Origin of the sequence: Microbispora sp. NPDC046933 (assembly GCF_040644635.1) — a bacterium.
Classification (GTDB): domain Bacteria; phylum Actinomycetota; class Actinomycetes; order Streptosporangiales; family Streptosporangiaceae; genus Microbispora.
In genome coordinates this window covers 115,736-139,375 of record NZ_JBEYWW010000013.1, presented here as the reverse complement: position 1 = coordinate 139,375, position 23,640 = coordinate 115,736, and the positions used below count along the sequence as shown (strand labels likewise).

The window sequence follows — 23,640 nt, the reverse complement described above, 5'->3', positions numbered from 1 at the left end:
CGGGTATGAGGGGCCCCGCAGGAGTGCGGGTCAGCCGTTGACCTCCAGGGCCACGCGTACGGCCGACTCCAGGGCGCCCTCGATCCAGGAGTGCTTGAGCGAGGTGTGCTCGCCCGCGAAGTGCAGCGGGCCCTCGGGAACGGCGATGGCGGGGTGGATCTCGGTCATCTGGCCGGGCGTGAAGACCGCGGCCTCGCCGAAGGCGTAGCGGTTGCGCATCCAGCTCTGGGTCTGGCCGCGGCCGGTGTAGAACTCCGTGATGCGGTCTCCGTGCACCTCCTGGAGCCCGCGCAGCGCGTAGCCGTACCGCTCCTCGTCGTCCATCGAGTCCCAGCGGGTCGCGTCGTCGGCCCACGAGTAGCTGGCCAGCACGACGCCGCCCTCGCTGCCCGGCACGGGGTGGGAGGGGAAGTAGATGAACCGGTTGGCGTTGTCGCAGACCGACCCGCCGCCCGTCACGTGCGTCACCGGCCCGGGGCGGTAGCGGCCGCCGAGCTCGCGCTTCCAGTCCTCCTCGGTGAACTCCCACCAGCGCCTGCGGAACTCCAGCAGCACCTTGGTGGCGGAGTCGTAGTGCAGCTCCATGATGGAGCGGCGCTTGGAGTAGGACAGGGCCGGCGCGATCTCGACGTGGCGCAGCGCGGAGAACGGGACCGTGATGATCGCCACGTCGCCCTCGAACGTCTCCCGCGGCGTCTGCCGGGTGAACTCCGACTCCGTGCTGCCCGCCTCGCTGACCGTCGAGATGCGCACGCCCCGGCCGGACGTCTCGATCCGTACGGCCCTGCGGTCCATGCGGATCTCGTCGCGCAGGCCCGGCTCCAGCGCGTACGGCAGCTCCCTGCTGCCGCCGGTCATCTCCCAGTAGGTCACGGCCGGGTTGACGAGGCTGCGGGTGAGGAACGTGTGCATGAACGACAGCGGCAGCCGGGAGGTCAGGTTCTCCAGCGTGCCGATGGCGTCGATCGCCTCGTCGCCGAGCTTCGCGTGCTCCTTCAGGTAGGCGTACATCGAGTAGCCGTCGAAGTCGTACAGCAGCCGGGCCCAGCCCTCGATCTGCCCGGACAGCGGCTTGTCGACCCGCTTGTCACCCTTCCGTACGGAGAAGTAGTCCCTCGCCGGGTCCAGGGCACTGTCGAGGATCTCGGCCGCGGTCCGGTCGTCCCTGAGGCCGAACGACGCGTTGATCTTCCGGGGATCCTTGGCGTACTCGTCGCGCCGCTGCGTGATGCCGTTGACGTGGATGAACGTGTGGTTCATGCGCGGGGGCGCGGTGAAGGTCCCCTTGGGCGGGCCGGAACGCCACACCTGTCCCGAGTACGAGGTGTAGACGACCGGCGGCACCGGTCCGCGGGGCACGGCGCCGGGCGACACGTCGACGTTGTAGAAGGGCCGGCGGGTGATCCCCAGCTTGTCGATGAGCGCCAGCGTCAGCGGGTGGAAGTCCGGGATGCGCATGGCCCCCGCCTCGGCGTACTGCCGCCGGTCCTGGAATCCCGTCCGGAACGTCTTGATCCGGCCGCCGATCCGGTTGCCGTTGGCCTCGATGACGGTGACGTGGTGCCCGGCCCGCTTCAGCAGCGTCGCGGCCACCAGGCCGGAGATGCCGGCCCCCACGACCAGGACCTTCTTGGGCGTACGAGTCCTGGGCAGGCCCCTGTCGATGAGCACCTGCAGGTATCGGTGCTTGAGGTCGTTGCCGTTCCCGTCGACGAGCAGGTGGTCGCGTGCCACCCGAAGGCAGGTCTGCCAGCGCTCTCCCGCGTACGGCGCGCGGGCCGCCGAGGCGGGGGCCGTGCCCAGGGCGGGACTCATGACCGATCCCACCGCGCCCAGTCCGGCCAGCCTGGCGAATCCCCGACGGTCGATTGTGACCACGAACTCCTCCTCCGCGAGACGGTTACGGAGGGTGAGTTTCGGGGTCATGGTCATGCGACGGCACGCGACGCGCCGGGAACGGGCAACTGGTGTCCCAGGCAATGGTCAAGACGAGGTGCCGTCCAGCACTCGCTCCCAGAACACCTCGTCATGCCATGCGCCGTCCGCGACCCAGTAGCCCGGGAAGCCCTTGCGGAAGGGGCCGCGCAGGATCGTGCTCACGGTCACCTGACCGGCGACCTCTCCGCCCGCGAGGATGACCGCCGGCCAGCGCTCGCCCCGGTCGTGCTCGTCGAGCAGCGTCTCGATGCGCCGGCGCTGCCCGGCCTCCGTGTAGAACTCGTCCGGCTGGGCCGGTTCCCAGGCGGCGTACGCCGGTCGCCCTGTCGTCGTGGCCCGTCGTGGGCCGTTCCCATGCCCGCAAATGTCAGTACCTTTTGGAGTCCCGCTTGTCTTTCAACCAGTCCGTCATCGACGAGTTCCGCGCCAACGGGGGGAAGGTCGGCGGCCCGTTCGAGGGCGGCGACCTGCTGCTGCTGACCACCGTCGGCGCGAAGTCGGGACGGGAGCACACCGTCCCCCTCGGGTACGTCCGCGACGGCGACCTGCTGCTGGTCGTCGCGTCCGCGGGGGGTGCGCCCCGCCACCCCGCCTGGTATCACAACCTGCTGGCGCATCCGGCCGTACGGGTCGAGCTCGGCGAGGAGGTCTTCGACGCCGTCGCCGTGCCGGCCGAGGGCGAACGGCGCGAGCGGCTGTTCGAGCACGTCGTGCGCGTGGCGCCGGGATACGGCGACTACCAGGCGCGTACGGCCGCACCATCCCGGTCGTCGTGCTGGAGAGGGTCCCGCCGGTGTCGTCCGGTGGGCCGGGAATGCAACGGCTGGACCGGTTCACGCCGTCTCCCTAGCATTGGCCCGTGCGGCTGAACGTCCTCGGTCCCATGGAACTCGTCGTGGCCGGGCAGGCCATGCCGGCCGGGCCGCCCAAGCAACGAGCGCTCCTGGCCCTCCTCGCGATGAACGCCGATCGCGTGCTCCCGGCGGACGTGCTGGCCGATCGGCTCTGGGGCGGCAGCCCGCCCGCGAGCGCCCAGGGCAGCCTTCAGGTGTACGTCTCCAACCTCCGCCGCCGTCTGGAGCCCGGCCGGAAGGCCGGGGCGCCGGCCACGGTCCTGGTCAGCGCGGCGGACGGGTACGGCCTGATGACCGGCGGGCTCGACCTCGACACGCGGGACTTCGACGCGCTCGTGTCCACGGGGTCGGGGCACCTGGGCGAGGGACGGCACGAGCAGGCGGCGGCCGTCCTCACCGAGGCGCTCGCCCTGTGGCGGGGCGACGCGTACGCCGACGTGCGGTCCGAGGAGTGGGCGCGGCCGGAGATCGCCCGCCTGGAGCAGCTCCGGCTCGACGCGGTCGAGGGGCTGGCGGGGGCACAGCTGGAGCTGGGCCGCCACACGGACGTGGTCGCGCGGCTCGAACCGTTCGTGCACGACCACCCGCTGCGGGAGCGGGCCTGGGAGCTGCTCGCGCTGGCTCACTATCGGTCGGGCCGCCAGGCGGCGGCGCTGGAGTGCCTGCGCAGGGTGCGCGAGGTGCTCGCGGGCGAGCTGGGCATCGATCCCGGGCCCCGGCTGCGCGAGCTGGAGACCGCCGTGCTGCGCCAGGACGCCGCGCTGACTCCGGCGGCAAGGCCCGCCGCGCCGCCCCCGAGACGGTCCGCACCCGGACGACGCGACCCCAGACGATCCGACCCCAGACGATCCGACCCCCGGCGACGCGCGGACGACGGGCCGTTCGTGGGACGTGAGAGCGCGCTGGAGTTCCTGGCCGGCGCCGTGAAGGCGGCGTCCACGGCCCGGCAGGTCGTGCTCGTGGACGGCGAGCCGGGCGTCGGCAAGACGAGCCTGCTCAGGAGGTTCCGCGCGACCGCCGGCGTCCCGGTGGGGTGGGGGTCGAGCCCCGACCACGAGACGGCGCCCGCCCTGTGGCCGTGGGAGCAGGTGCTGCGCGACCTCGCGGACGCGGCACCCGGCGCCGTCCTGCCCGAGGAGGTCCGCACGTTCCTGTCGGGCGGGGTGGAGGCGATCCCGGCGTACGACGCGCAGGGGGCGCGGCTGCGGTTCTTCGAGGCGGTCGGGACGTTCCTGGCCGATCTCGGCCCGGTGGCCGTCGTCCTGGAGGACGTCCACGCGGCCGACGACGCGACGCTGCGCCTGCTGGTCCACGTCGCGTCCACCGCGCGGCCGGGCCTGCTTGTCGTGGCCAGCTTCCGGCGGCACGAGGCGTCGGCGCTGTCCGCCACCCTGTCGGCGCTGTCCCGGCTCGGCGCGCGCAGGCTGGGGCTCGACGGGCTCGCGGCCGAGGAGGTGCGCGCGCTCGTGCGGGAGCTGTCCGGCCGCGACCCGGGCAGCCGGAAGGCCGGGGAACTGCGCGGCCGCACCGGGGGGAACCCGTTCTTCCTCGCCGAGCTGGCCCGGGCGGGCGAGGAACTGCCGCAGGGCGTGCTCGACGTCGTGCTGCACCGGGTGGCCGGGCTGGGGGAGGAGGCGGCCGCCCTGCTGGAGCTGGCCGCGGTCGCGGGCGACGAGTTCGAGGCGCGGGTCATGGCCGAGGTCGCCGGGCGAGACCTGGGCGACCTGGTGCCGTCGCTGGACGCGGCGCTCGCGGCCGGTCTGATCCGCGAGTCGGGCACGAGGCTGGGCGGGTACGCGTTCGCGCACGCCCTGGTGACCGACGCGTTGCTGTCGCGCCGCTCCCGCCTGTGGCGGGCGGGCGTGCACGCGCGGCTGGCCGGCGTGCTCACCCGCGCGTACGGCGACCGGGACGACCAGGCGGCGACCATCGCGCGGCACTGGCTGGCGGCGGCAGAGCTGGGCCCGGAGCCTGCCCGCATGGCGATGGACTACGCCGCCCGTGCCGCGCGTGCGGCCATGCGCAGGCACGCGCTCGACGACGCGGCCACCTCCTGGCAGGAGGCGCTGGCGGCGGCCGAGCTCGCCGGGGCGGAGGCGGCCGAGCGGTTCGAGCTCGCGGTCGGCCTGGCCGAGAGCCGCTACGCCGCCGGGCGGTACGACGAGGGCTACGAGGCGGTCGAACAGGCGCTGGCCCTCGCCGGAGACGACCTGGAGCGGGCCGTCAGGGCCGCCGACATCGCGATGGGGCATGGTGTCTGGGTCCCCTTCCGGCATGACCTGGACGTGCGGGTCCTGCGGGAGTCGATGGACCGTGCCGTGCGCGAGCTGCCGCGAGACGCCCCCGCCTGGGCGTCCGCGCAGGCCGTGCGGGCCGTCGTGCTGGCCCATACCGGCGGCGAGGACCACATCGACCGGGTGTCGTCGCAGGCCGTGGCGGCGGCCGAGCGGCTGGGCGACCCCGCGCTGCTGCGGCGCGTGCTCCATCTGCGGCTGCTCGCCATGCAGGGGCAGGACTTCATCGACCAACTGGCCGAGACCTCGCGGCGCCTGCTGGCGGAGCCGGACCTGTCGTCCCAGCTCGCGGTGATCGCACAGCTCCACCTCGTCGCCCATCTCGTCGAGCACGGTCGGGTGGCGGAGGCGCGCGAGTCGCTGAAGGAGACCGACGCCCTGCTGCGCGACCTGCACAACCCGACGCTGGCGCTGCAGGCGGCGATCGCGCACGTGGGGCTCGACCTGTTCCAGGGCGTGCCCGATCCGACCCGCCACTTCGAGCCGGTCAGGGCGGCGTTGTCCATCTCCGACCTCGCGTACTTCGAGGTGGCCATGCTCGCCGTACGGGCCGAGACGCTCATCCAGGAGGACCGCCTCGGCGCGGAGGTGGAATGGATCGAGGAGATGTTCCGGCGTACGGGCCTGGCGGGGCTCGCCTACGTCCTGGCCTGGGCACTGGCGGACCTGGGCGAGCGTGAGCGTGCTCTGCGGCTGCTGCGTGAGACCCCTCTCCCGCCGCGCGACTACCAATGGGCGACGGCCACCATGTGCCGGCTGCACGCGGCGATCCGGCTCGGCGAGCTGGACGTCGTGCGGGAGGTCTACGACGCGTTCCGTCCCTTCGCCGGCCTGCTGCACGTGAACGGCTCCTGCACCACCGTCGAGGGGGCGTACGACGCCCATCTGGGCGAGGCGCTGCTGGCGCTGGGAGATCGTGCGGGAGCGCGGGCCCATCTGCGGAAGGCGGTGCGCGTCCTGGAGGAGGCGGGCGCGGGCTACTGGCTGTCAAGGGCCCGACAAGCCCTCGACAAGTGCTCATAAGGGCAGGAAACGCACGCTGTTTCCCACACACGTGAGGGAAACAGATGATCACACAAGAACACCTCGCCGGCTTCCTGCTGATGCACGCCGGCTTCCGGGCGGAGTTCGGCCGCCTCGCCGAGGCGTGCCGCGCCCCCCGGGACGGCGAGCACGAGGAACTCCTGGAGGAGCAGCTCGCGCTGCTGCTGGAGATGCTCCACGCCCACCACACCCACGAGGACACCACGCTGTGGCCCAAGCTCGTCGCCCACGCCCCCGAGGCGGCGGACGTGCTGGCCGAGCTGGAGTCCGAGCACGCCGTGCTCGACCCGCTCGTGACGGCCGCCGCCGACCGCGCGGCGCCCCTGCCGGAGCGCGCTCCCGCTCTGCGGCGGCTGCACGAGCTGCTCAACGAGCACCTCGACCACGAGGAGCGCGCGGCCGTGCCGCTGATGCTCCGGCACCTCACTCTCGACGACATCGAGGCGGACAGGCGCCAGGCGACGGCCGACTTCGGCCGCCGCAGGATCCCCGTCATCTTCGGCTGGCTCGCCTCCAGCGCCGACCCCGCCCTGCTCACGGCCACCTTCGCGGACCTGCCGGTCGTGGCCCGGCTGATGTTCCGCCTGTTCTGGTGGCCCGCCTACCAGCGGCGGTTCGCCCGGCTGTACGGCGCCTCCATCTCCCTGCCCGCACCCCCGGAGTCATGATGACCACCCTGACCACCTGGCCGCGCGAGGCGGCCGAGCTGTTCCACCACGCCGTCGTCTGCGAGTACGCCTCGCTGACCCGCGACGGGCGGCCCGTCACCTGGCCGGTCACGCCGTACGTCGGCGCGGGCGGCACGCTCGACGTGAGCACCGGCCTCACCTATCCCGACAAGGCGGAGCGGGCCCGCCGCGACCCGCGCGTCGCGCTGCTGTACTCCTCCGCCGAGGGCAGCGGCCTCGACCTGCCGCCCGTGGTCCTCGTGCAGGGCCGGGCCGCCGTACGCGACGCCGATCTGCAGGCCAACACCGACAGGTACGTGCGGGAGTCCCTGGCCAGGACGGGCTCGGGGTCCGCGGGGATGCCGTGGTTCCTGACGAAGCGGCTGGGGTGGTACTTCGCCCGCGTCTACGTGGAGGTCACCCCGGAGCGGATCGTCTGGTGGCCCGAGGGCGACCTGTCGAGGACACCGGAGGTGTGGACCCGGCCCGGTGAGGCGGCCGCGCCCGTCTCCGACCCCGCTCCGAAGGGCCCCCGGCTGCCGAGCCGGTCCGTCGCGCCGGCGGACTGGCGGCCCTTCGCCGGCCGCGCGGCCCGCCTGGGCGAGCCCGTCGTCACCATGGTCGACGCCGGCGGCATGCCGCTGGCCGTGCGCACCCGCTCGGCCGCACGCACCGAGGCGGGCTTCGACCTGCTGCTGCCGGCGGGCGTCGAGGCCGTCGCCGGGCCGGTGTGCCTCACCTTCCATCGGCACGGCCCGGCGATGGAGTGGCAGGAGAACGTGGTGCTCGTCGGGACCGCGACGGGGGAGGGCGACCGGCTGGCCGTACGGGTCGAGCGGGCCCTGAACGACTGGAGCCTCGCCGGGAGCAGCCGCGAGCGGTTCCGCTCGTTCCTCGGACAGGGCAGGATGCTCAGGAAGCGCCTGCGCGCCGAGGCCGCCCGCCGCGGCCAGCCCGTGCCCGTCGTCCGCCGCCCCCGCACCTGATCGACGTACGGCAGCATGGTGAGGTGGCAGAAGGATCACAGCTGTGGCGTAACCGGGATTTCTCCGTGTTCTGGGCGTCCCAGACGCTGTCGGTCGCGGGGGACTCGTTCGCCCTCATCGCCGTTCCCCTGCTCGTGCTGCACGTGACCGGATCGGTCGCGCAGATGGGCCTGCTGACCGGCCTGGCGAGCGCCGCGTCGGTGGGGGCGGGGGTCTTCGCCGGGGTCCTGGTCGACCGGCTCGACCGCAGACGCCTGCTGATCTGGTGCGATGTGGCGAGGATGGCGTTGTACGGCATCGTCCCGGTCGCCTGGGCCTTCGGGCCGAAGGTCTGGCTGCTCTACGTGGTCCTGCCGGTCAGCGAGGCGATCGGCATGGTCTTCCAGGTCGCGTACGTCACGGCGGTGCGGGGCCTGGTCGACGCGGACCGGATCACCGAGGCCAACGGACGGCTGGGCGCCACCGCCGCCGCGGCGGGGGTCGGCGGGCCGCTGCTGGCCGGGGTGGTGGCGGGGTGGTTCGGCCCCACGGCCGCGATCGCGATCAACGCGGCCAGTTTCGGGGTCTCCGCGCTGGGCGTTCTGATGATCCGGCTCAGGCGGCAGCCGTCGCCGGCCTCGCCCGAGGAGGAGCGGGGGCCCTGGCGCGAGTTGCTCGCCGGGGCCCGCTTCCTGTGGCGGCAGCCGGTGCTGCGTGCCCTGACCGTCCTGCTGTCGTTCTTCATCTTCCTGACCCTCGGGCTGACCGACGTGCTGATCTACCACCTCAAGCACGACCTCGGCCAGACCGACGGCGCCGTGGGCGTGGTGCTCGCGGTCGCCGCGCTCGGCACCGTCGCCGGCTCGCTTCTCGTCGGTCCCGTACGCCGGCGGTTGGGGTTCGGCGCGTCCTGGATCGGGGCGATCGCGGTCGCCGGGCTCGCCATCGTGGGACTCGGCCTGTCCGGCGGCGTTCCGGTGGCCGCGGCGACGGCCGCCGCCTATCTCGCGTGCGTCAGCGTGGCCGGGATCTGCTCGATGTCGCTGCGCCAGCAGGTGACCCCCGATCACCTGCTGGGCAGGGTCACCTCGGCCTTCTGGACGATCCACTTCTCGCTGGGCCCGGCGGGGGCGGCCGTGCTCACCTGGGGCGCGCAGCGCCACGGGGTCGCGGTGGTCTGCCTGCTGGCGGGGGCGGCCTGCCTGGTGATCGCGGTCGCCGCGTTCTTCACGCCCATCCGCCAGCAGAATCCGGAGCTGTCCGGCGCCACCGGCTGACGACTTCAGGTCACCCGGCTCAGCGGGCCGGGCCGAACGCCGAGGTCAGGGCGGTACGCAGGGTGTCGTGCTCCTTCACGTCGGGCCGGAGGGAGTCCGACGCCCAGGCCACGTAGCAGTCCGGACGCAGCAGGAGCGCGGTGGGGAGGCCGTCCCGGCTCGTCCTCGCGGCGACGAGGTCCACGCGGTCGTGCCATCCATCCAGGGCCCCGGCCAGCGCGGCGTCCGGCGTCAGGTCGAGGAGCAGCGGCCGGGCGGTCCTGGTCAGCTCGGCCAGCCGCACGGAGCCGGTCGCCGTCTCCAGGACGAGGTCGGGGGCCGGCCGCCCGATGAGGGGGTGAACCCCTTCGAGGTCATACCTGATGTCCGCACCGGACATCAGGTCCGCGATGTGCTTGGTGGTCCGCTCATCGCGCAGCAACTCGGTGAACAGCACGCGTAGCGCGGTGACCTCGGGCCCGGGGGCGATGAGCGCCGACTGCGCCTGGGTGTGCATGACCACGCGCTCGGCGGCCGGGCGCCGCTCGGTCTCGTACGTGTCGAGCAGGCCGGGCGGGGCCCAGCCGTGGAGCTCGGCGGCCAGCTTCCAGCCGAGGTTGACCGCGTCCTGGAGGCCCAGGTTGAGGCCGGGGCCGCCGATCGCGCTGTGCACGTGCGCGGCGTCGCCCAGCAGCAGCACCCGGCCGTCCCGGAACCGCTCGGCCAGGCGGGTGTTGCCGCCGGTCAGGCGGCGCAACTGGTGCGGGCCCGGGCCCTCGGGCGGGCCGAACGGCAGGTCGACGCCGAGCACGCGGCGCACGCTCTCCCTCAGCTCGTCCAGGCTCATCGGCTGGTCGCCAACGTCCTGGTGCCACTCGGTGGTGTTGACGAGCGTCCCGGTGGGGAACGGCCCGTACACGAACAGACCGCGGTCGGTGCGGTGGTGCATGAACGGCGGGATCGGCCCGTAGCCGGGCACGTTCAGTCCCCCGATGGCGGGGTCGATCAGCTCGGCGGGCATGCTGACGTGCGCGCCGCGGGAGACCGAGTCGTCCCTGGTCACCCCCGGAAAGCCGATGCCGCACAGCTTGCGGGTGACGCTGTGCCCGCCGTCCGCGCCGACGAGATAGCGGGTGCGCAGCCGGTAGCCGCCCTCGGGCCCGGCGATCTCCGCGGTGACGCCGTCCTCGTCCTGCGAGAGCCCGGTCAGCTCGTGGCCCCGGCGGATCTCCACGCCGAGTTCGAGCGCGCGTTCCTCCAGCACCTGCTCGATCCGCCGCTGCGGCACCGGCAGGCCGTACATCGGGTTGTCGTCGAGCCTGCCCAGGTCGAGGCGCATCGCGCCGAACACGAAGGCCGGGCTCGGCCGGGGCGGCTCGGCGCTGCCGCTCAGCCGTTCGTACAGGCCACGCCGGTCGAGGGCGCGGACGACCTGGCCGACGAGCCCGTTGGCCCGGTTCTCCTCCGTACGCCCGGGCAGGCGCTCCAGCACGATCGGGCGTATGCCGTTCAGGCTCAGCTCGCAGGCGAGCATCAGCCCGTTCGGTCCGGCTCCGGCGATCACGACGTCGGCGGTCATTGCGGTCCTCCTTGGCAATCGGGACACGGGAAATCGGGACACGGGGAATCCGGGCATGGCGAATGGAAGGTGTGGCGCGTCGAAGGTGTGGTGCGTCGAAGGTGTGGCGCGTTCGCGGCACGGCGAATGACGGGCGCCGGGACGAAGCCCGCGTCAGGGCGTGGAAGGCCGAGCGGCGTGCCGGCGCGGCACGTCAGGTCACGTCACGCGGCGAGTTGTGGAACGCCCCGGCGGGGGCGTCCGTCGGTCAGGGTTCGGGCTGTCGGGGCTCGGGCTGTCGGGGTTCGGGCAGTCCGGCGGCGAGCCGGCCGAGCGCGTCCTCGATGAGTGGTTTGATGGGCACCGGCGGGTCGGCCCGCAACCACTGGTCCATCGCCACCCTGATCGCTGCCCCTGCCGCGCCCGCCACCAGGCGCGGGTAGAGGTCGCGGGTGACGTCGGTGCCGGTCCGCTCGGCGATCACGGCGGCCAGCTCGTCCTCGGCGATGGCGTTGGCCTTGAGCATCTCGCCCTGCAACGAGGGCTCGCTGATCATAAGCTGGATGCCGGTCTGCCACTGCTGGTCCGGCTGCCTGGCGTCGTAGCTCTCGCCCATCGCGAGCTGTGTGACTACGGCAATCTTGATGGCCTCCCACAGGGGCTCCGACGCCGGGCGGCGGCGCAGCTCCTGTGCGATCAGGCGGGCGCGGTCGAGGTGCCTGGCGGCGATCGCCTCGCCCTTGCTGGAGAAGTAGTTGTTGAAGGTCCGCGGAGCCACGCGCGCCTCCGCGGCGATGTCCTCGACGCGCACGTTCTCGAACCCGCGCTCCACGGCGAGCCGGATCGCCGCCCAGCTCAGCGCGATGCGCGTCTCCTGCTTCTTGCGCTCGCGCAGCCCCGGGCGCTCGCCTTCCCTGCTCACGTGGACCACCATACAACTACTTGCGTGCGGCGCAAAGATGCGTGAGGCGTAAGTTTGCGGAAGGCGCACTTTTGTGGCGCCGCCCGGTGGCTCAGTCGCCGGCGCCGTTCAGGCGGATGAACTCCTCAAGAGAGAACCGGCCGTCGGCGTCCACGTCGGCGTCCCGGTCGAGCGCGCCGATCGCCTCCGGCGGCAGGCCGGGAAAGTGCGCCCGCAGCTCCGCCTCGGTGATGAAGCCGTCGCCGTCGCCGTCGATCGCCTCGAATTCACGCTTGAGGGTCTCGAACCGCTCGTAGCTGAGTTCGTGAGTCACCAAGGACCTGCCTTCGCACCGGAGGGACGACACCAGACAACCTATGCCGTACGGCGCGAAAGATCGATAGGGCCCGATCACTCGGGCCAGGCGGAGCCCTGGATCACCTCGACGAAGTCGATGCGCCGGAACCCGGGCACGAAGTGCTCCAGCACGTCGGCGTTGACGGTGCCGAACGTGGTGTCGGGACGGTCCCTGAACCCCTCGGTGAACGCCGCCAGGATCTGCCGCTTGAAGTCGGGACGCGGATGGGCGGTGACGACCGCGGCGACGTCCTCCGGGGTCAGGTCGGCGTATCCGATGCCGAGCACGTCGGCCTCCACACCGGCGGTCACCAGGGCCACCTCGGGCTCCAGCCGGTAGGGGATCTCCGGCGTGGTGTGCAGGGCGATGCCCTCCCACACCTTGCGGATGCCGTCCTCGGGCACGCCGTGGGAGGCGAGGAACCGGCGGGCCTCGTCGGCGCCGTCGATCTCGAACCGCTGGTCCGTACGCCGGTATCGCTCGGTGAGCCCGAGATCGTGGAACATCGCCCCGACGTAGAGCAGTTCGGGATCGGCCCGCAGCCCGAGCTCGCGGCCCCGCAACGAGCCGAACAGGAACACCCGGCGCGAGTGGTGGTAGAGCAGCGGGGGCGCCGCCTCCCGCACCAGCTCGGTCGCCTCCTTCGCGAGCGCCGAATCGGGCACGGCGACTCCGGCGATGGTCTCGCCCATGACACCCCTCCTCGTGTTCCCGGTCCCCACCGCAGCGTTCCCGCGGCTGGTCCAAGTGAGCTCTCAGAAGGCTCCAAGCGATCGCTCCGAGACTGTGCGCCCTGGACACAGAAGGAGGACAGCCGATGGAAATCGCACTGGTCACGGGAGCGGGACGCGGGATCGGCAGGGAGATCGCGCGGCAGCTCGCCGGGCGCGGCATGACGGTGTTCGCCGGGGTGCGCGACGAGAGCCACGCCCCCGAAGGCACCCGTCCCGTGCTGCTCGACGTCACCGACGACGGGATGGTCGCGAACGCGGCCAAGCTCGTCGGGGAGGAGTTCGGGCGGCTCGACGTGCTGGTCAACAACGCCGCGATCTGCGGCGACTACGGCGTGAGCCCGGCGGACGCGACGGCGGACCACATGCGCGCCACCTACGAGGTGGGCGTGTTCGGGGTCGTCGCCGTCACCCACGCGATGATCCCGCTGCTGCGGGCGGCCGGCGCGGCCAGGGTCGTCAACATGACCACCCGGCTGGCCTCCCTCGCCCTCACCCAGGCGAAGGACGACTTCAACGTGGGGTGGGCGATGCTGGCCTACAACTCGGCGAAGAGCGCGCTCAACGCGCTCACCGTGCTCTACGCCAACGAGCTGGCCGGCTCCGGCGTTCTCGTCAACGCGGTGGACCCGGGCCACTGCGCCACCGACCTGACCGGCCACACCGGCACCCGTACGGCGGCCGAGGGCGCGGCGGTGGCCGTGCGGATGGCGACCCTTCCGCCCGGCGGCCCGACCGGCACGTTCAGCTCGGAGGAGGGCCCGATCCCCTGGTAGACCCTCCGTGCGTGAGGGGCGCGAGGGTCACGTCGTGCCGCGCACCACCAGGCGCGTGGGGAGGACGACGGGGCTGGTGTGGCGGCCGTCGAGGCGGGACAGGAGCAGCCGCGCCAGGGCCAGGGCCTGGTCCGCGGCGGGCACCCGGACCGTGGTGAGGGGCGGGGTCGTGCAGGAGGCGGCGTGGATGTCGCCGAAGCCGGCGATCGCCAGGTCTTCCGGCACCCGCAGCCCCTTCTCGCGCGCCGCCTCCAGGGCGCCGATCGCCAGCTCGTCCGAGGTGGCGAACAGGGCGTCCGGGTCCTGGCCGCCGGACAGCAGCTCGCGGGCCGCGGCGGCGCCCGACGCGCTGTCCAGGCCGGCGAGCGCGATCATCGGCCGCAGTCCGTCCTCGTGGAGCGTGGCCAGGTGCCCGGCGAGGCGGTCCTGTACGGCGACGAGGTCCATGGGGCCGCAGATCACGCCGATGCGGCGGCGTCCCCGGTCGAGGAGGTGCCGGGTTGCCGCTCTCGCGCCGCCCGCGTTGTCCACGTCAACGTGCGGCACGAGGGAGGCGATCGCGGGCTTGCCGAGCAGCACGACCGGCACTCCCGTGCGGGCGAGCCGCTCGGTGAGCGTGTCCGGGCCGTCCGGGGGGACGAGCACGACCCCGTCGACCTGCCGCGCCTCCACGTGCCGGATGATGCGCCGATGGCTTTCGGCGGTGTCGGCGAGCATGAGGGTGATCTGCTTGCCGGCTCCTTCCAGGACGCTGGTGACGTACTGGACGACGGCGGCGGTCAGCGCCTCGCCGCCGTGCCGGGGGATCGACAGGACGAGCGCGACCGAGTCGGTCCGCCGGGTGACCAGGCTCCTGGCGGCGGCGTTGGGCACGTAGCCCAGCTCCTGGACGGCGCGCAGCACGGCGGCGCGCACGTCGGGGCTGACCGACGCCTCCCCGTTCACGACCCGCGAGACGGTGGCCCGGGAGACGCCCGCGCGGGCGGCGACGGTCTCGAGGGTGGGCCGCTTGGGCCGCTCCGCGCCGAGCCCGTTGCGCTTGATGACGTCGCGATACCACAGCGCGCTGTCCTTGAGCAGCCGCCGCTGCGTGGTGAAGTCGACGTGGACGATGCCGAACTTGCGCCGGTAGCCGTCCGCCCATTCGACGCAGTCGAGCAGCGACCACAGCAGGTATCCGCGGACCCGGGCGCCCTCGTCGAGCGAGGCCCGCAGGGCCCGCAGGTGCTCCTCGACGAAGCTGATCCGGTCGACGTCGTGGATGCCGTCGCCGGTCACGACGTCCTCGAAGTCGGCGCCGTTCTCGGTGATCATCAGCTCGGTCTCGGGATACTCCTCCGACAGGCGCCGCAGGAGCAGGGACAGGCCGCTCGGCATGATGGGCCAGCCCATGGCGGTGACGGCGGTGGGCACGCTGCAGAACAGGACGCCCTCGCTGCCCGGGAAGGCCGGGTCGGCCGGGGCGCTGGGCTGGGCCTGCACGGCGATCGGCGTGTAGTAGTTGATCCCCAGCAGGTCGATGGGCCGGCCGATGAGGTCGAGGTCCCCGTCGCGGATGTGGCCGAGCCCGGCGGTCTTCTCGATCAGGGGCAGCAGGTCGGCGGGGTAGCGGCCGCGCAGCACCGGCTCCAGGAACTGCCGGTTGTGCAGGGCGTCGATCCTCGCCACCGCCGCGGCGTCCTCGTCGGGGATGCCGACCGACATGTCCGCGAGCTGCGCGGGGGTGAGGACGGGGGAGAGGTTCAGCACGAGGCCGGCCCTGGCGGCGCCCCGCGCGCGCAGCGCCTCCAGGCTCAGCCCGTGCGCGAGCAGCATGTGGTGGGCGCTCACGAAGGCGTCGGCCGCCGACCGCAGGCCCGGGGCGTGCACCCCCGAGGCGTGGCCGAGGAAGGCGGCGACCCACGGCTCGTTGAACGTGAACCAGGTGTCCACGCGGTCGCCGATCCTGTCGTACACGACGCGGGCGTAGTCGGCGAAGTGGCGGGCGGTGTCACGCGAGGTCCACCCCCCGCCCTCCTGCAGCGCCTGCGGCAGGTCCCAGTGGTACAAGGTGGCGTACGGCGCGATGCCCGCCTCCAGCAACTCGTCCACGAGCCTGTCGTAGAAGTCGAGCCCCGGGCCGTTGACGCGGCCGTGCCCCTCCGGCAGCACCCGCGGCCAGCTGACCGAGAACCGGTAGGCGGCGATGCCCAGGTCCTGCATCAGCCGGACGTCCTCCGGATGGCGCCGGTAGTGGTCGCAGGCCGGGTCGCCGTATCCCCCGCCCGCGAAGGCGTCCCAGATGGAGGGGCCGCGGCCGTCGCGGTCGGTGGCGCCCTCGATCTGGAACGCGGACGTGGACACTCCCCAGACGAAACCCTCTGGGAACAACGCGGTGCGCATCTACGCGAAACCCCCGGTGACTCGGTGAGCGCTCAGTCTGCCGCGTCGCACGTCGGCGCCGCCACTTGCAGGGCGGACATCCCCGGCGCGCCCGGCGCGGCGCACACGCGGTTCGCACGGGTCGTCTGCACATAATGAAGGGCGATGGATACGGAGAGTGACCAGCGCGCCGATCGGGGGATCGACGTCAGCGTCGTCGTCCCGGCGTACAACCGCCGGGCGTCACTCGACCGTTGCCTCACCTCGCTGCTCGTGCAGCGGGTCGCCAAGGAGATCATCGTGGTCGACGGCGGCTCGCGGGACGGAACCCGGGCGCTGCTCGGCCTCTACGCCGCGCACCACCGCCGGCTGATCACAGTGATCCAGGACGCCCAGCCCGGCACGCCCGGCGGCGCCCGCAACCGCGGACTGGAACGGGCGGCCGGGAGATACGTCTTCTTCTGCGACGCGGGGGACCACCTCGCCCCCGACGCGCTGGCCCGCCTGGTCGCCGCGGCCGACCGGAACGGCGCCGACGTCGTCGTGGGGAAGATCGCCGGTGCCCGCCATGGGGTGCGGGAGAGCGCCGACAAGGCCTCCTTAACCGCCGTCTATGACGATCTGTCCTGCTTCAAGCTCTTCCGCCGGGACTTCCTGGAACGGCACGCCATCCGCTTCGACGAGACGCAGCGGCGCGGCGAGGACATGACCTTCACCGTCCACGCGTACTGCCACGCACGGGTGATCTCGGTGGTCGCGGACCGGGACTGCTACCACGCGGAGGGCGGCGGTGAGGCGCCCGCGCGGGATCCGCTCGGCTGGCTGCGGGTGGTCCGCACGCCCATCGAGGTCATGGCGCGGCACGTGCCGCCCGGCGTGCTGCGCGACCGCCTGCTCCTGCGGCACCTGCGCCGCGACGTGCTGGCCCAGCTCGGGGTGCCGTTCCTGGCCGCCTGCGAGGCCGAGCGCGAGAAGATCGCCGTCGAGGTGGCCGACATCTGCGGCCAGTGGCTGACGCCGGGCGTGCGCGCCGGTCTCGACGGTGTGGACGCCGCCCGCGTCGCCGTGCTCGACGACCCCGACCGGCTCGTACGGCTCGCGCGCGTCGAGGCCGCGCCGCTGCGGCACCGGCTGACCGGGGTCGAGTGGCGGGGCGACCGCCTGGTGATCGAAGGGTGGGCCGCTCTCGCCGACACGGACATGGAAGGCCCCGCATTGGACAGCACCGTGGGCCTGGTGCTGCGCGAGCGTCTGTCGCGTGAGGAGCGCGTGCCCTCCCTGACCCGCGGCGGGACCGGTGCCGGATCCTTCACCGCCATGCTCGACGTGGCGGCGCTGCCGTCCGGCGTGTGGGACGTCCACGTGGCCGTCGAGTGCGAGGGCGCGCGCAGGCTCGCCCGGCTCGGCTCCCGCCGCGAACCCGGAGCCGGTGCTCCGGCCGCCCACCTGGTGGGCGGTGTCGTCGCGGTGCCCTTCCTCACCCGGTCCCACGGCCACCTCGGCCTCGACGTCGGGGGGCGCGTCGCCCGGGTCCCCGCCGCCGTACGGCTGACGCGGGTGTGGTGGCGGGGCAGACGACTGCGGGTCGAGGGCCGGGCACTGGTGGGCGAGGAGGCCGCCGCCGCGGCCGTACGGCACCTGATCTGGCGCGAGCGGGCGTCGGGGCGGGAACACCGCGAGCGGGCCGTGGCGGCCGGGCCACGGGAGTTCGCCGCCGAGACGGCCGGCCTGCGGCCCGGCACCTGGGACGCCTACCTCGAACTCGACCTCGGCGGCCCTCCGATCCGCTTTCCGGTCAAGGTCGCCGACGCGGACGCGCTGGACCGGCCCCTGCGCTGGTGGCGCGGCGCGCTGCGATGGGGAGTGGTGCAGTGGACCGTCCGGCCGTACGCCACCGCGGTCAACCGGCGGCTCAGCATGTCGGTGCGGGTGTCCACCCCGCTGACCGTGGTCAGACGGGTGCTCCGGGCCTTGCGCCGGCACTAATTGCGAATCATTTGCACCTACAACCCGGTGCTCTAAAGTGGGAGGAGATTCGCCCGTTTCGAAGGGGTTATAGCCGTGCACGTGCCCGATGGGTTCTTCAATGTCCCCGTGTCCGTCGGCGCCGGGATCTTCGCGGCCGCCGGGGTGGCCGTGTGCCTGCGGGGCGCCAAGCGGGAGCTCGACGACCGGACCGCCCCCATGGCGGGCCTGGTGGCCGCGTTCATCTTCGCGGCGCAGATGCTCAACTTCCCCGTGGCGGCCGGCACCAGCGGTCACCTGCTCGGCGGGGCCCTGGCGGCGATACTCGTCGGGCCGTACACGGCCGTGTTGTGCGTCGCGGTCGTGCTGCTCGTCCAGGGCTTCTTCTTCGCCGACGGCGGGCTGACCGCGCTGGGCGTCAACATCACGCTGATGGCGATCGTGACCGCGGTCGTCGGCTGGGCGGTGTTCCGGCTGATCACCCGGGGCGCGCCGCGCGGGCGGGCGACGCTGGTGGCGGCGTCGTTCGTGGCGGCGCTGATCTCCGTCCCGGCGGCGGCGCTCGTGTTCACGGCCCTGTTCTGGCTCGGCGGCACGGCGCCGATCGAGCTGGGCTCGGTGGCCGCCGCGATGGGTGGTGTGCACCTGCTCATCGGGCTCGGCGAGGGCTTCATCACGGCGCTCACCGTGAGCAGCGTGCTGGCCGTGCGTCCCGACCTCGTGTACGGCGCGCGCGGGATGACCAGGGCGCTGACGCTGCGCACCGCCGAGGGGGAGGTCCAGGTGGGTCAGCAGGCCGGGCCGGCGGCTCCGGAGACGCCCTCGGCCGGGATCGGCCTGCGCCCGGTCCTGGTGGGCGGCGCACTCGTGGCCGTGCTGCTGGCCGGCGTCGTCTCGTTCTACGCCTCCAGCGCCCCCGACGGGCTGGAGAAGGTGGCGGCCGACAAGGGCCTGAGCGCGCAGGAGAAGCCGCACGCGGCGGAGAACGGCCCGCTGGCCGACTACAGCGTCAAGGGCGTGGAAAACCAGCGGCTGTCCGGCGGCCTGGCCGGGGTGGCGGGTGTCGCGCTGACGATCGCGGCCGGAGGCGGCGTGTTCTACGTCATCCGCCGGCGCCGGCGCGTGAGCGACGGGATGACGCCCGCGAGCGCGCAGTGAGTCCGTCGCGTGCGGACCCGCGATCATCGGCTTCCGGGCCGTGAGCGCCCTGCCCGCGTGCGGGCGCCGCGAGTCGGCGATGATGACCCTGTGAGTGCGAAGTGAGCGCAGGTCACCACCACCCGATCTACCGGCCCGCCGACACGCCCGTTCACCGGCTGCCGCCCCAGTGCAAGCTGGCGGCGGTCGTCGCGTTCGCGGTGTTCGTGGTCGCCACGCCGCGCGAGCGCTTCTGGGCGTTCGCGCTCGACGCGCTGCTGCTGGCCGTTGTCGCGGTCGCCGCCCGGGTGCCGGCCGGCGCGATCGTGCGCCGCATGGCGATCGAGGTGCCGTTCGTGCTGTTCGCGGTGGCGATTCCGCTGATCGGCACGGGCGAGCGGGTCCAGGTGCTCGGCCTGTCGCTGAGCGTCCCGGGACTGTGGGCGGCCTGGAACATCCTGGCCAAGGCCACGCTGGGCGTGGTCGCCTCGATCCTGCTGGCGGCCACGACCGAGCCGCGGATGATGCTGCTCGGCGCCGAACGGCTGCGGCTGCCGCGGCTGCTCGTGCAGATCGCGACGTTCATGCTGCGCTACCTGGACGTGATCCTCGACCAGATGCGGCGCATGCGGATCGCCAGGGAGTCGCGGGGATTCGTCGCCAGGGACCTCCGGCAGGCCCCCGTGCTGGCGAAGTCGGCGGGCGCCCTGTTCATCCGCTCGTACGAGCGGGGGGAGCGGGTCCATCTCGCCATGCTGAGCCGGGGCTACACGGGTGAGATGCCGACGACTAGGGATATATCAGCGACTGGGCGAGACTGGGCGATGGCGGGCATGCTGCCCTGCCTCGCGGCGGTGACGGCCCTACTGGCGTGGAGCACGACATGACCTCCGGCAGCCCCTCGCTCACGGTGAGCAGGCTCGCGTACGCCTATCCCGACGGGACGCAGGCGTTGTACGGCGTGGACCTGACGATCGAGCGGGGGGAGCGGGTCGCCCTGCTCGGCCCGAACGGCGCGGGCAAGACCACGCTCGTGATGCATCTCAACGGCATCCTCACGGCCGGGCACGGGACGGTGGAGGTGGCCGGGCTCGCGGTGCGCGCGGACACCCTGCGGGAGATCCGCCGCAGGGTCGGGCTGGTGTTCCAGGATCCGGACGACCAGCTCTTCATGCCGACCGTACGGGAGGACGTCGCGTTCGGCCCGGCCAACCTCGGGCTGCGCGGCGCGGAACTCGACCGCCGCGTGCACGACGCGCTGGAGCGGGTCGGCATGATGGACGCGATCGACCGGCCGCCGCACCACCTGTCCTTCGGCCAGCGCCGCCGGGTGGCCGTGGCCACGGTGCTGGCGATGGAGCCGGAGATCCTCGTCCTCGACGAGCCGTCGTCCAACCTCGACCCGGCGTCCCGCCGCGAACTGGCCGAGATCCTCAAGAGCCTGGACGTGACCGTGCTGATGGTCACCCACGATCTGCCGTACGCGCTGGAGCTGTGCGAGCGTTCGCTCATCATGTCCGAGGGGGTGATCGCCGCCGACGGGCCGACGCACGCGTTGCTCGCCGACGAGCGGTTGCTCGCCACGCACCGGCTCGAACTTCCCTACGGCTTCGCCGTCCCTGCTCAACCCGGGTGATGGATAAGTAAAGTGGGCCGGAGCTGAGGAGGTCCCGACGATGAAGCTGCGGCTCGCGCGCCAATCGCTGTCCAACGCTGTGGTGGTGGCCGTGGAGGGGGAGCTCGACCTGTTCACGGCTCCGTTCCTGCGCGACGAGATACGGGACGCCATACGCGACGACGGCCCGACGCTCGTGCTGGACCTCGGCGAACTGTCGTTCATGGACTCCAGCGGGCTCAGCGTGCTCATCGAGGCCTGGCGGCTGGCGACGAGCGAGGGCGGCGGGGTGTGTCTCGCCTCACCCCAGCCTCCGGTGGCCCGCATCCTGCGCACGACCGGGCTGGACCGGCGGATCAAGGTCTACCCCGACGTCGATACCGCGATTTTGCGGCACCCCGAGTAGAACTTCATTCGGTTCGCGCGTTAAGGTCCGGCTATGGATCTGAACGGAGCAGCAGCAATCATCTCGGGCGGCGCCAGCGGCCTCGGTGAGGCGACGGCCCGCGAGCTGGCCCGCGTCGGCGCGACCGTGGTCGTGGCCGACCTCAACGCGGAGCGCGGCAAGGCGCTGGCCGACGAGATCGGCGGCGTGTTCGCCCACACCGACGTGTCCGACGAGGCGTCGGTGCAGGCCGCGGTGGAGGCGGCGGTCGCCACCGGCAAGCCGTTGCGCGCCGTGATCAGCAGCGCCGGCATCGGCTGGGCCCAGCGCACCGTCGGACGGGACGGCTCCCCGCACGACCTGGCGGCCTACCGCAAGGTGATCGACGTCAACCTGATCGGCACCTTCAACCTCATGCGCATCGGCGCGGCGGCCATGGCCAAGACCGAGCCCGCGGACGAGGACGGCGCCCGCGGCGTCGTCGTCAACACCGCGTCGGTCGCCGGCATCGAGGGCCAGACGGGCCAGGTGGCGTACTCCGCGTCCAAGGGCGGCATCATCGGCATGACCCTGCCCGCGGCCCGCGACCTCGCCGCCATCGGCGTACGCGTGCTCACCATCGCGCCGGGCATCATCGACACCCCCATCTACGGGAAGATCGGCGACAAGAACGCCGAGGAGTTCAAGGCCAAGCTCATCGGGCCGGTGGCGTTCCCGAAGCGGCTCGGCAAGGCCTCGGAGTTCGCCCACCTGGTGCGCACGATGATCGAGAACGACTACATGAACGGCGAGGTCATCCGTTTCGACGGCGGCATCCGCTTCCAGCCCAAGTAAGCCGAGTGAGGTCAGGTGTCCGAGGTGAACTCCGGGCCGGTCGCTGAGCCGGACGAGGTACTCGTAGAGATCGTCGACGGCGGCGTGGCCGTCGTCACCATCAACCGGCCCAAGGCCAGGAACGCCGTGAACGGCGCGGTGGCGCGCGGGATCGCGGCCGCCCTGGACGAGCTGGACGAAAGCCCCGACGTGTCCGCGATCGTCCTCACCGGGGCCGGCGGCACGTTCTCGGCGGGCATGGACCTGAAGGGCTTCCTCACCGGGGACATGCCGGTGGTCGATGGCCGGGGCTTCGGCGGCATCACCGAGGCGCCGCCGAAGAAGCCGATCCTCGCCGCGGTCGAGGGGTACGCGCTGGCCGGCGGGTTCGAGCTGGCCCTGTCCTGCGACATCGTCGTCGCGTCCGAGGAGGCCAAGTTCGGCCTGCCGGAGCCCAAGCGCGGCCTGGTCGCCGGTGCCGGCGGGATCATGCGGCTGCCGCGCCGGATCCCGTACCACGTCGCCATGGAGATCGCCCTGACCGGCGACCACTACCCGGCCGCCCGGCTGTACGAGCTGGGACTGGTCAACCGGCTCACGTACCCGGGTGAGGCGCTCAACGGCGCGCTCGAACTGGCCCGCACGATCGCGGCGAACGCGCCGCTGGCGCTCGCCGCGACCAAGCGGATCATCGTCGAGTCGGCCGACTGGTCGCGCGAGGAGATGTTCCGCAAGCAGGGCGAGATCATGGCGCCCGTCTTCTCCTCGAAGGACGCCATGGAGGGCGCCGCGGCCTTCGCCGAGAAACGCGCCCCCGTCTGGAAGGGCGAGTGACCCTCACCTCGTAAGGCCGCGCTGTGCCCACTCGGGGCGCTCCGCGCAGCGCCTATTCGGGGCGCTCCGTGCAGGGGCGCCCCGAATCGCTGCGGTTCGGGTGTGGCGCAGCGCCTGGGACGGTCCTTGGGACAATGTCCCTGTCCGGTTGGGACGCCTGCTAACCCGGATGGCGGACGGCGCATCCGCCGCGATGATGACGTGCCCTCCCGTACCGCTCACCTATGTTCCCCCCGGGAAGATCACAACGCTCCGAGGGAACGGTGATGAGTGTGCGAACTGGTCGTAGTGCCTGGCTGGCGGCCGGGGCGGTGGCGGGGCTGCTCGTGGGCGGCGGGGGAGTCGCCGTGGCCACGACGGCGGCGACGACCTCGCCGATCGTGGCCTGCGTGGGAGCCGACGGCGTGATGCGGATGCCCCGGGAACTGGAGTCGGCGAAGGCTCCGGCTTCGGCCGCGCAGATCGCCGCGCCGACGGCCACCCCCACACTGCCTGCGGGGGCCTGCTTCGAGGGCGAGGAGACGGTCACCTGGAACGTCACCGGCCCCCAGGGCCCGCGGGGGCTGACCGGCTCGCCGGGGCCACAGGGTCCGCAGGGCGAGAAGGGTGAGAAGGGCGATCCCGGGGCCGCGTACGGGCAGACCTACATCGCCTACGGCAGGCACTTCTACTACCACGAAGAGACGCCGCAGGAACTCGTACGGATCCCTCAGGTGCCTGCGGGAAACTATGCCGTTCAGGTCGCCGTCAGTGCCCGGGATTCTCAGGCATTCGCCCTCGAGTGCGAAGTCAGTACGCCCACGGGCGTCACTTCCTACGCACCGCGGCAGCAGTCCGGCACGGGGGGGCTGCCATCGCCCCTCACGATCAACTATTTCGTCACCGCGAAGCTGAACGCGCCCGGTCCGGTGGTTGTCACGTGTGACCCCCTCAGCGAAGTCCGCCGCGTGATCGCCGACGGCAGGCTGATGGCGACCAGCGTGCCCGAGGTCGTCGCCTGGCCGTCCACCACGCCGACCGCGACGCCGTCCACCGAACCGACGCCGGCCGTCACGCCGTCCGCCGGGCCGACTCCGACGTCGGCCGTCACGCCGTCCGCCGCGCCCCCTGCCACGCCGTCCGCCATGGCGTAACCGGACGCGACCGCGACGCGCTGACCAGGCCGGAGGACGGCTGCGCGCCCGTCA

Annotated in this window: 19 protein-coding genes and 1 pseudogene; 14 read left to right on the top strand and 6 right to left on the bottom strand. The window is 72.8% G+C overall.

Annotated features, from left to right (window positions below):
• Window positions 1–30: 30 nt before the first annotated feature.
• Window positions 31–1,878 (bottom strand): FAD-dependent oxidoreductase, encoded by a 1,848-nt coding sequence (locus ABZ857_RS19445; RefSeq protein WP_357044699.1) that lies wholly within the window; start codon window positions 1,876–1,878, stop codon window positions 31–33.
• A 437-nt stretch (window positions 1,879–2,315) separates the two neighbouring features.
• Between ABZ857_RS19445 and ABZ857_RS19440 the strand changes: the two are divergent.
• The 5 genes and pseudogenes from ABZ857_RS19440 to ABZ857_RS19420 all read left to right on the top strand — a co-directional run.
• Window positions 2,316–2,722 (top strand): annotated as a pseudogene (locus ABZ857_RS19440) (nitroreductase family deazaflavin-dependent oxidoreductase); the annotation flags it as partial.
• Window positions 2,723–2,797: 75 nt separating this feature from the next.
• Window positions 2,798–6,109 carry a BTAD domain-containing putative transcriptional regulator gene (locus tag ABZ857_RS19435; protein WP_357044697.1) on the top strand — a complete coding sequence of 1,104 codons (3,312 nt, stop codon included), beginning with the start codon at window positions 2,798–2,800 and terminating at the stop codon, window positions 6,107–6,109.
• A gap of 44 nt (window positions 6,110–6,153) precedes the next feature.
• Complete coding sequence (locus ABZ857_RS19430) at window positions 6,154–6,798, top strand: hemerythrin domain-containing protein (protein ID WP_357044695.1); 645 nt, start codon at window positions 6,154–6,156, stop codon at window positions 6,796–6,798.
• Entirely contained in the window at window positions 6,795–7,784 is a 990-nt protein-coding gene (locus tag ABZ857_RS19425; protein ID WP_357044693.1) for a pyridoxamine 5'-phosphate oxidase family protein, read from the top strand. The genes ABZ857_RS19430 and ABZ857_RS19425 overlap by 4 nt, the downstream gene beginning before the upstream one ends.
• Window positions 7,785–7,807: 23 nt before the next feature.
• Window positions 7,808–9,040, top strand: coding sequence for an MFS transporter (locus ABZ857_RS19420; RefSeq protein WP_357044691.1), 1,233 nt, complete (start codon window positions 7,808–7,810; stop codon window positions 9,038–9,040).
• Between the two features lie 19 nt (window positions 9,041–9,059).
• On the opposite strand, the gene ABZ857_RS19415 is transcribed toward ABZ857_RS19420, so the two are convergent.
• From ABZ857_RS19415 to ABZ857_RS19400, 4 genes are all read right to left on the bottom strand, one after another.
• Window positions 9,060–10,598, bottom strand: coding sequence for an FAD-dependent monooxygenase (locus tag ABZ857_RS19415; protein WP_357044689.1), 1,539 nt, complete (start codon window positions 10,596–10,598; stop codon window positions 9,060–9,062).
• 247 nt (window positions 10,599–10,845) lie between these two features.
• Window positions 10,846–11,499: a TetR family transcriptional regulator gene (locus ABZ857_RS19410; protein ID WP_357044687.1), complete on the bottom strand. Its 654-nt coding sequence runs from the start codon at window positions 11,497–11,499 to the stop codon at window positions 10,846–10,848.
• 91 nt (window positions 11,500–11,590) lie between these two features.
• Entirely contained in the window at window positions 11,591–11,812 is a 222-nt protein-coding gene (locus ABZ857_RS19405; protein ID WP_357044685.1) for an EF-hand domain-containing protein, read from the bottom strand.
• 77 nt (window positions 11,813–11,889) lie between these two features.
• On the bottom strand, window positions 11,890–12,528 hold the full coding sequence (locus ABZ857_RS19400) for an HD domain-containing protein (RefSeq protein WP_357044683.1): 639 nt from the start codon (window positions 12,526–12,528) through the stop codon (window positions 11,890–11,892).
• Window positions 12,529–12,653: 125 nt separating this feature from the next.
• Between ABZ857_RS19400 and ABZ857_RS19395 the strand changes: the two genes are divergently transcribed.
• The gene (locus tag ABZ857_RS19395) at window positions 12,654–13,343 is read left to right on the top strand and encodes an SDR family NAD(P)-dependent oxidoreductase (protein ID WP_357044681.1); all 690 of its coding nucleotides are present in this window, start codon (window positions 12,654–12,656) and stop codon (window positions 13,341–13,343) included.
• A 27-nt stretch (window positions 13,344–13,370) separates the two neighbouring features.
• Here the strand turns inward: ABZ857_RS19395 and ABZ857_RS19390 are convergent, their stop codons facing one another.
• Window positions 13,371–15,725: a GH1 family beta-glucosidase gene (locus ABZ857_RS19390; RefSeq protein WP_357044679.1), complete on the bottom strand. Its 2,355-nt coding sequence runs from the start codon at window positions 15,723–15,725 to the stop codon at window positions 13,371–13,373.
• Window positions 15,726–15,869: 144 nt separating this feature from the next.
• Between ABZ857_RS19390 and ABZ857_RS19385 the strand changes: the two genes are divergently transcribed.
• From ABZ857_RS19385 to ABZ857_RS19350, 8 genes are all read left to right on the top strand, one after another.
• Window positions 15,870–17,690: a glycosyltransferase family A protein gene (locus ABZ857_RS19385; protein ID WP_357044677.1), complete on the top strand. Its 1,821-nt coding sequence runs from the start codon at window positions 15,870–15,872 to the stop codon at window positions 17,688–17,690.
• A 75-nt stretch (window positions 17,691–17,765) separates the two neighbouring features.
• Window positions 17,766–18,827, top strand: a complete 1,062-nt coding sequence (locus ABZ857_RS19380) for an energy-coupling factor ABC transporter permease (RefSeq protein ID WP_357044675.1) — start codon at window positions 17,766–17,768, stop codon at window positions 18,825–18,827.
• Window positions 18,828–18,928: 101 nt separating this feature from the next.
• A complete protein-coding gene (cbiQ, locus tag ABZ857_RS19375; RefSeq protein WP_357044673.1) occupies window positions 18,929–19,693 on the top strand; it encodes a cobalt ECF transporter T component CbiQ in 765 nt (254 codons plus the stop codon).
• A complete protein-coding gene (locus tag ABZ857_RS19370; protein ID WP_357044671.1) occupies window positions 19,690–20,442 on the top strand; it encodes an ABC transporter ATP-binding protein in 753 nt (250 codons plus the stop codon). Before cbiQ ends, ABZ857_RS19370 begins: the two co-directional genes overlap by 4 nt.
• 40 nt (window positions 20,443–20,482) lie before the next feature.
• Window positions 20,483–20,827: an STAS domain-containing protein gene (locus ABZ857_RS19365; protein WP_193207600.1), complete on the top strand. Its 345-nt coding sequence runs from the start codon at window positions 20,483–20,485 to the stop codon at window positions 20,825–20,827.
• Window positions 20,828–20,860: 33 nt separating this feature from the next.
• Complete coding sequence (locus ABZ857_RS19360; protein ID WP_357044669.1) at window positions 20,861–21,640, top strand: SDR family NAD(P)-dependent oxidoreductase; 780 nt, start codon at window positions 20,861–20,863, stop codon at window positions 21,638–21,640.
• Window positions 21,641–21,655: 15 nt separating this feature from the next.
• Entirely contained in the window at window positions 21,656–22,453 is a 798-nt protein-coding gene (locus tag ABZ857_RS19355; protein WP_357044667.1) for a crotonase/enoyl-CoA hydratase family protein, read from the top strand.
• A gap of 266 nt (window positions 22,454–22,719) precedes the next feature.
• A complete protein-coding gene (locus ABZ857_RS19350; protein ID WP_357044665.1) occupies window positions 22,720–23,586 on the top strand; it encodes a hypothetical protein in 867 nt (288 codons plus the stop codon).
• Window positions 23,587–23,640 lie beyond the last annotated feature (54 nt).

Bases quoted from the DNA above. Each gene is read 5' to 3' on its own strand.
- ABZ857_RS19430 (WP_357044695.1), top strand. From the start codon at position 6,154: ATGATCACACAAGAACACCTCGCCGGCTTCCTGCTGATGCACGCCGGC.
- ABZ857_RS19425 (WP_357044693.1), top strand. From the start codon at position 6,795: ATGATGACCACCCTGACCACCTGGCCGCGCGAGGCGGCCGAGCTGTTC.
- ABZ857_RS19415 (WP_357044689.1), bottom strand. From the start codon at position 10,598: ATGACCGCCGACGTCGTGATCGCCGGAGCCGGACCGAACGGGCTGATG.
- ABZ857_RS19400 (WP_357044683.1), bottom strand. From the start codon at position 12,528: ATGGGCGAGACCATCGCCGGAGTCGCCGTGCCCGATTCGGCGCTCGCG.
- ABZ857_RS19395 (WP_357044681.1), top strand. From the start codon at position 12,654: ATGGAAATCGCACTGGTCACGGGAGCGGGACGCGGGATCGGCAGGGAG.
- ABZ857_RS19390 (WP_357044679.1), bottom strand. From the start codon at position 15,725: ATGCGCACCGCGTTGTTCCCAGAGGGTTTCGTCTGGGGAGTGTCCACG.
- ABZ857_RS19385 (WP_357044677.1), top strand. From the start codon at position 15,870: ATGGATACGGAGAGTGACCAGCGCGCCGATCGGGGGATCGACGTCAGC.
- ABZ857_RS19370 (WP_357044671.1), top strand. From the start codon at position 19,690: ATGACCTCCGGCAGCCCCTCGCTCACGGTGAGCAGGCTCGCGTACGCC.
- ABZ857_RS19365 (WP_193207600.1), top strand. From the start codon at position 20,483: ATGAAGCTGCGGCTCGCGCGCCAATCGCTGTCCAACGCTGTGGTGGTG.
- ABZ857_RS19360 (WP_357044669.1), top strand. From the start codon at position 20,861: ATGGATCTGAACGGAGCAGCAGCAATCATCTCGGGCGGCGCCAGCGGC.
- ABZ857_RS19350 (WP_357044665.1), top strand. From the start codon at position 22,720: ATGAGTGTGCGAACTGGTCGTAGTGCCTGGCTGGCGGCCGGGGCGGTG.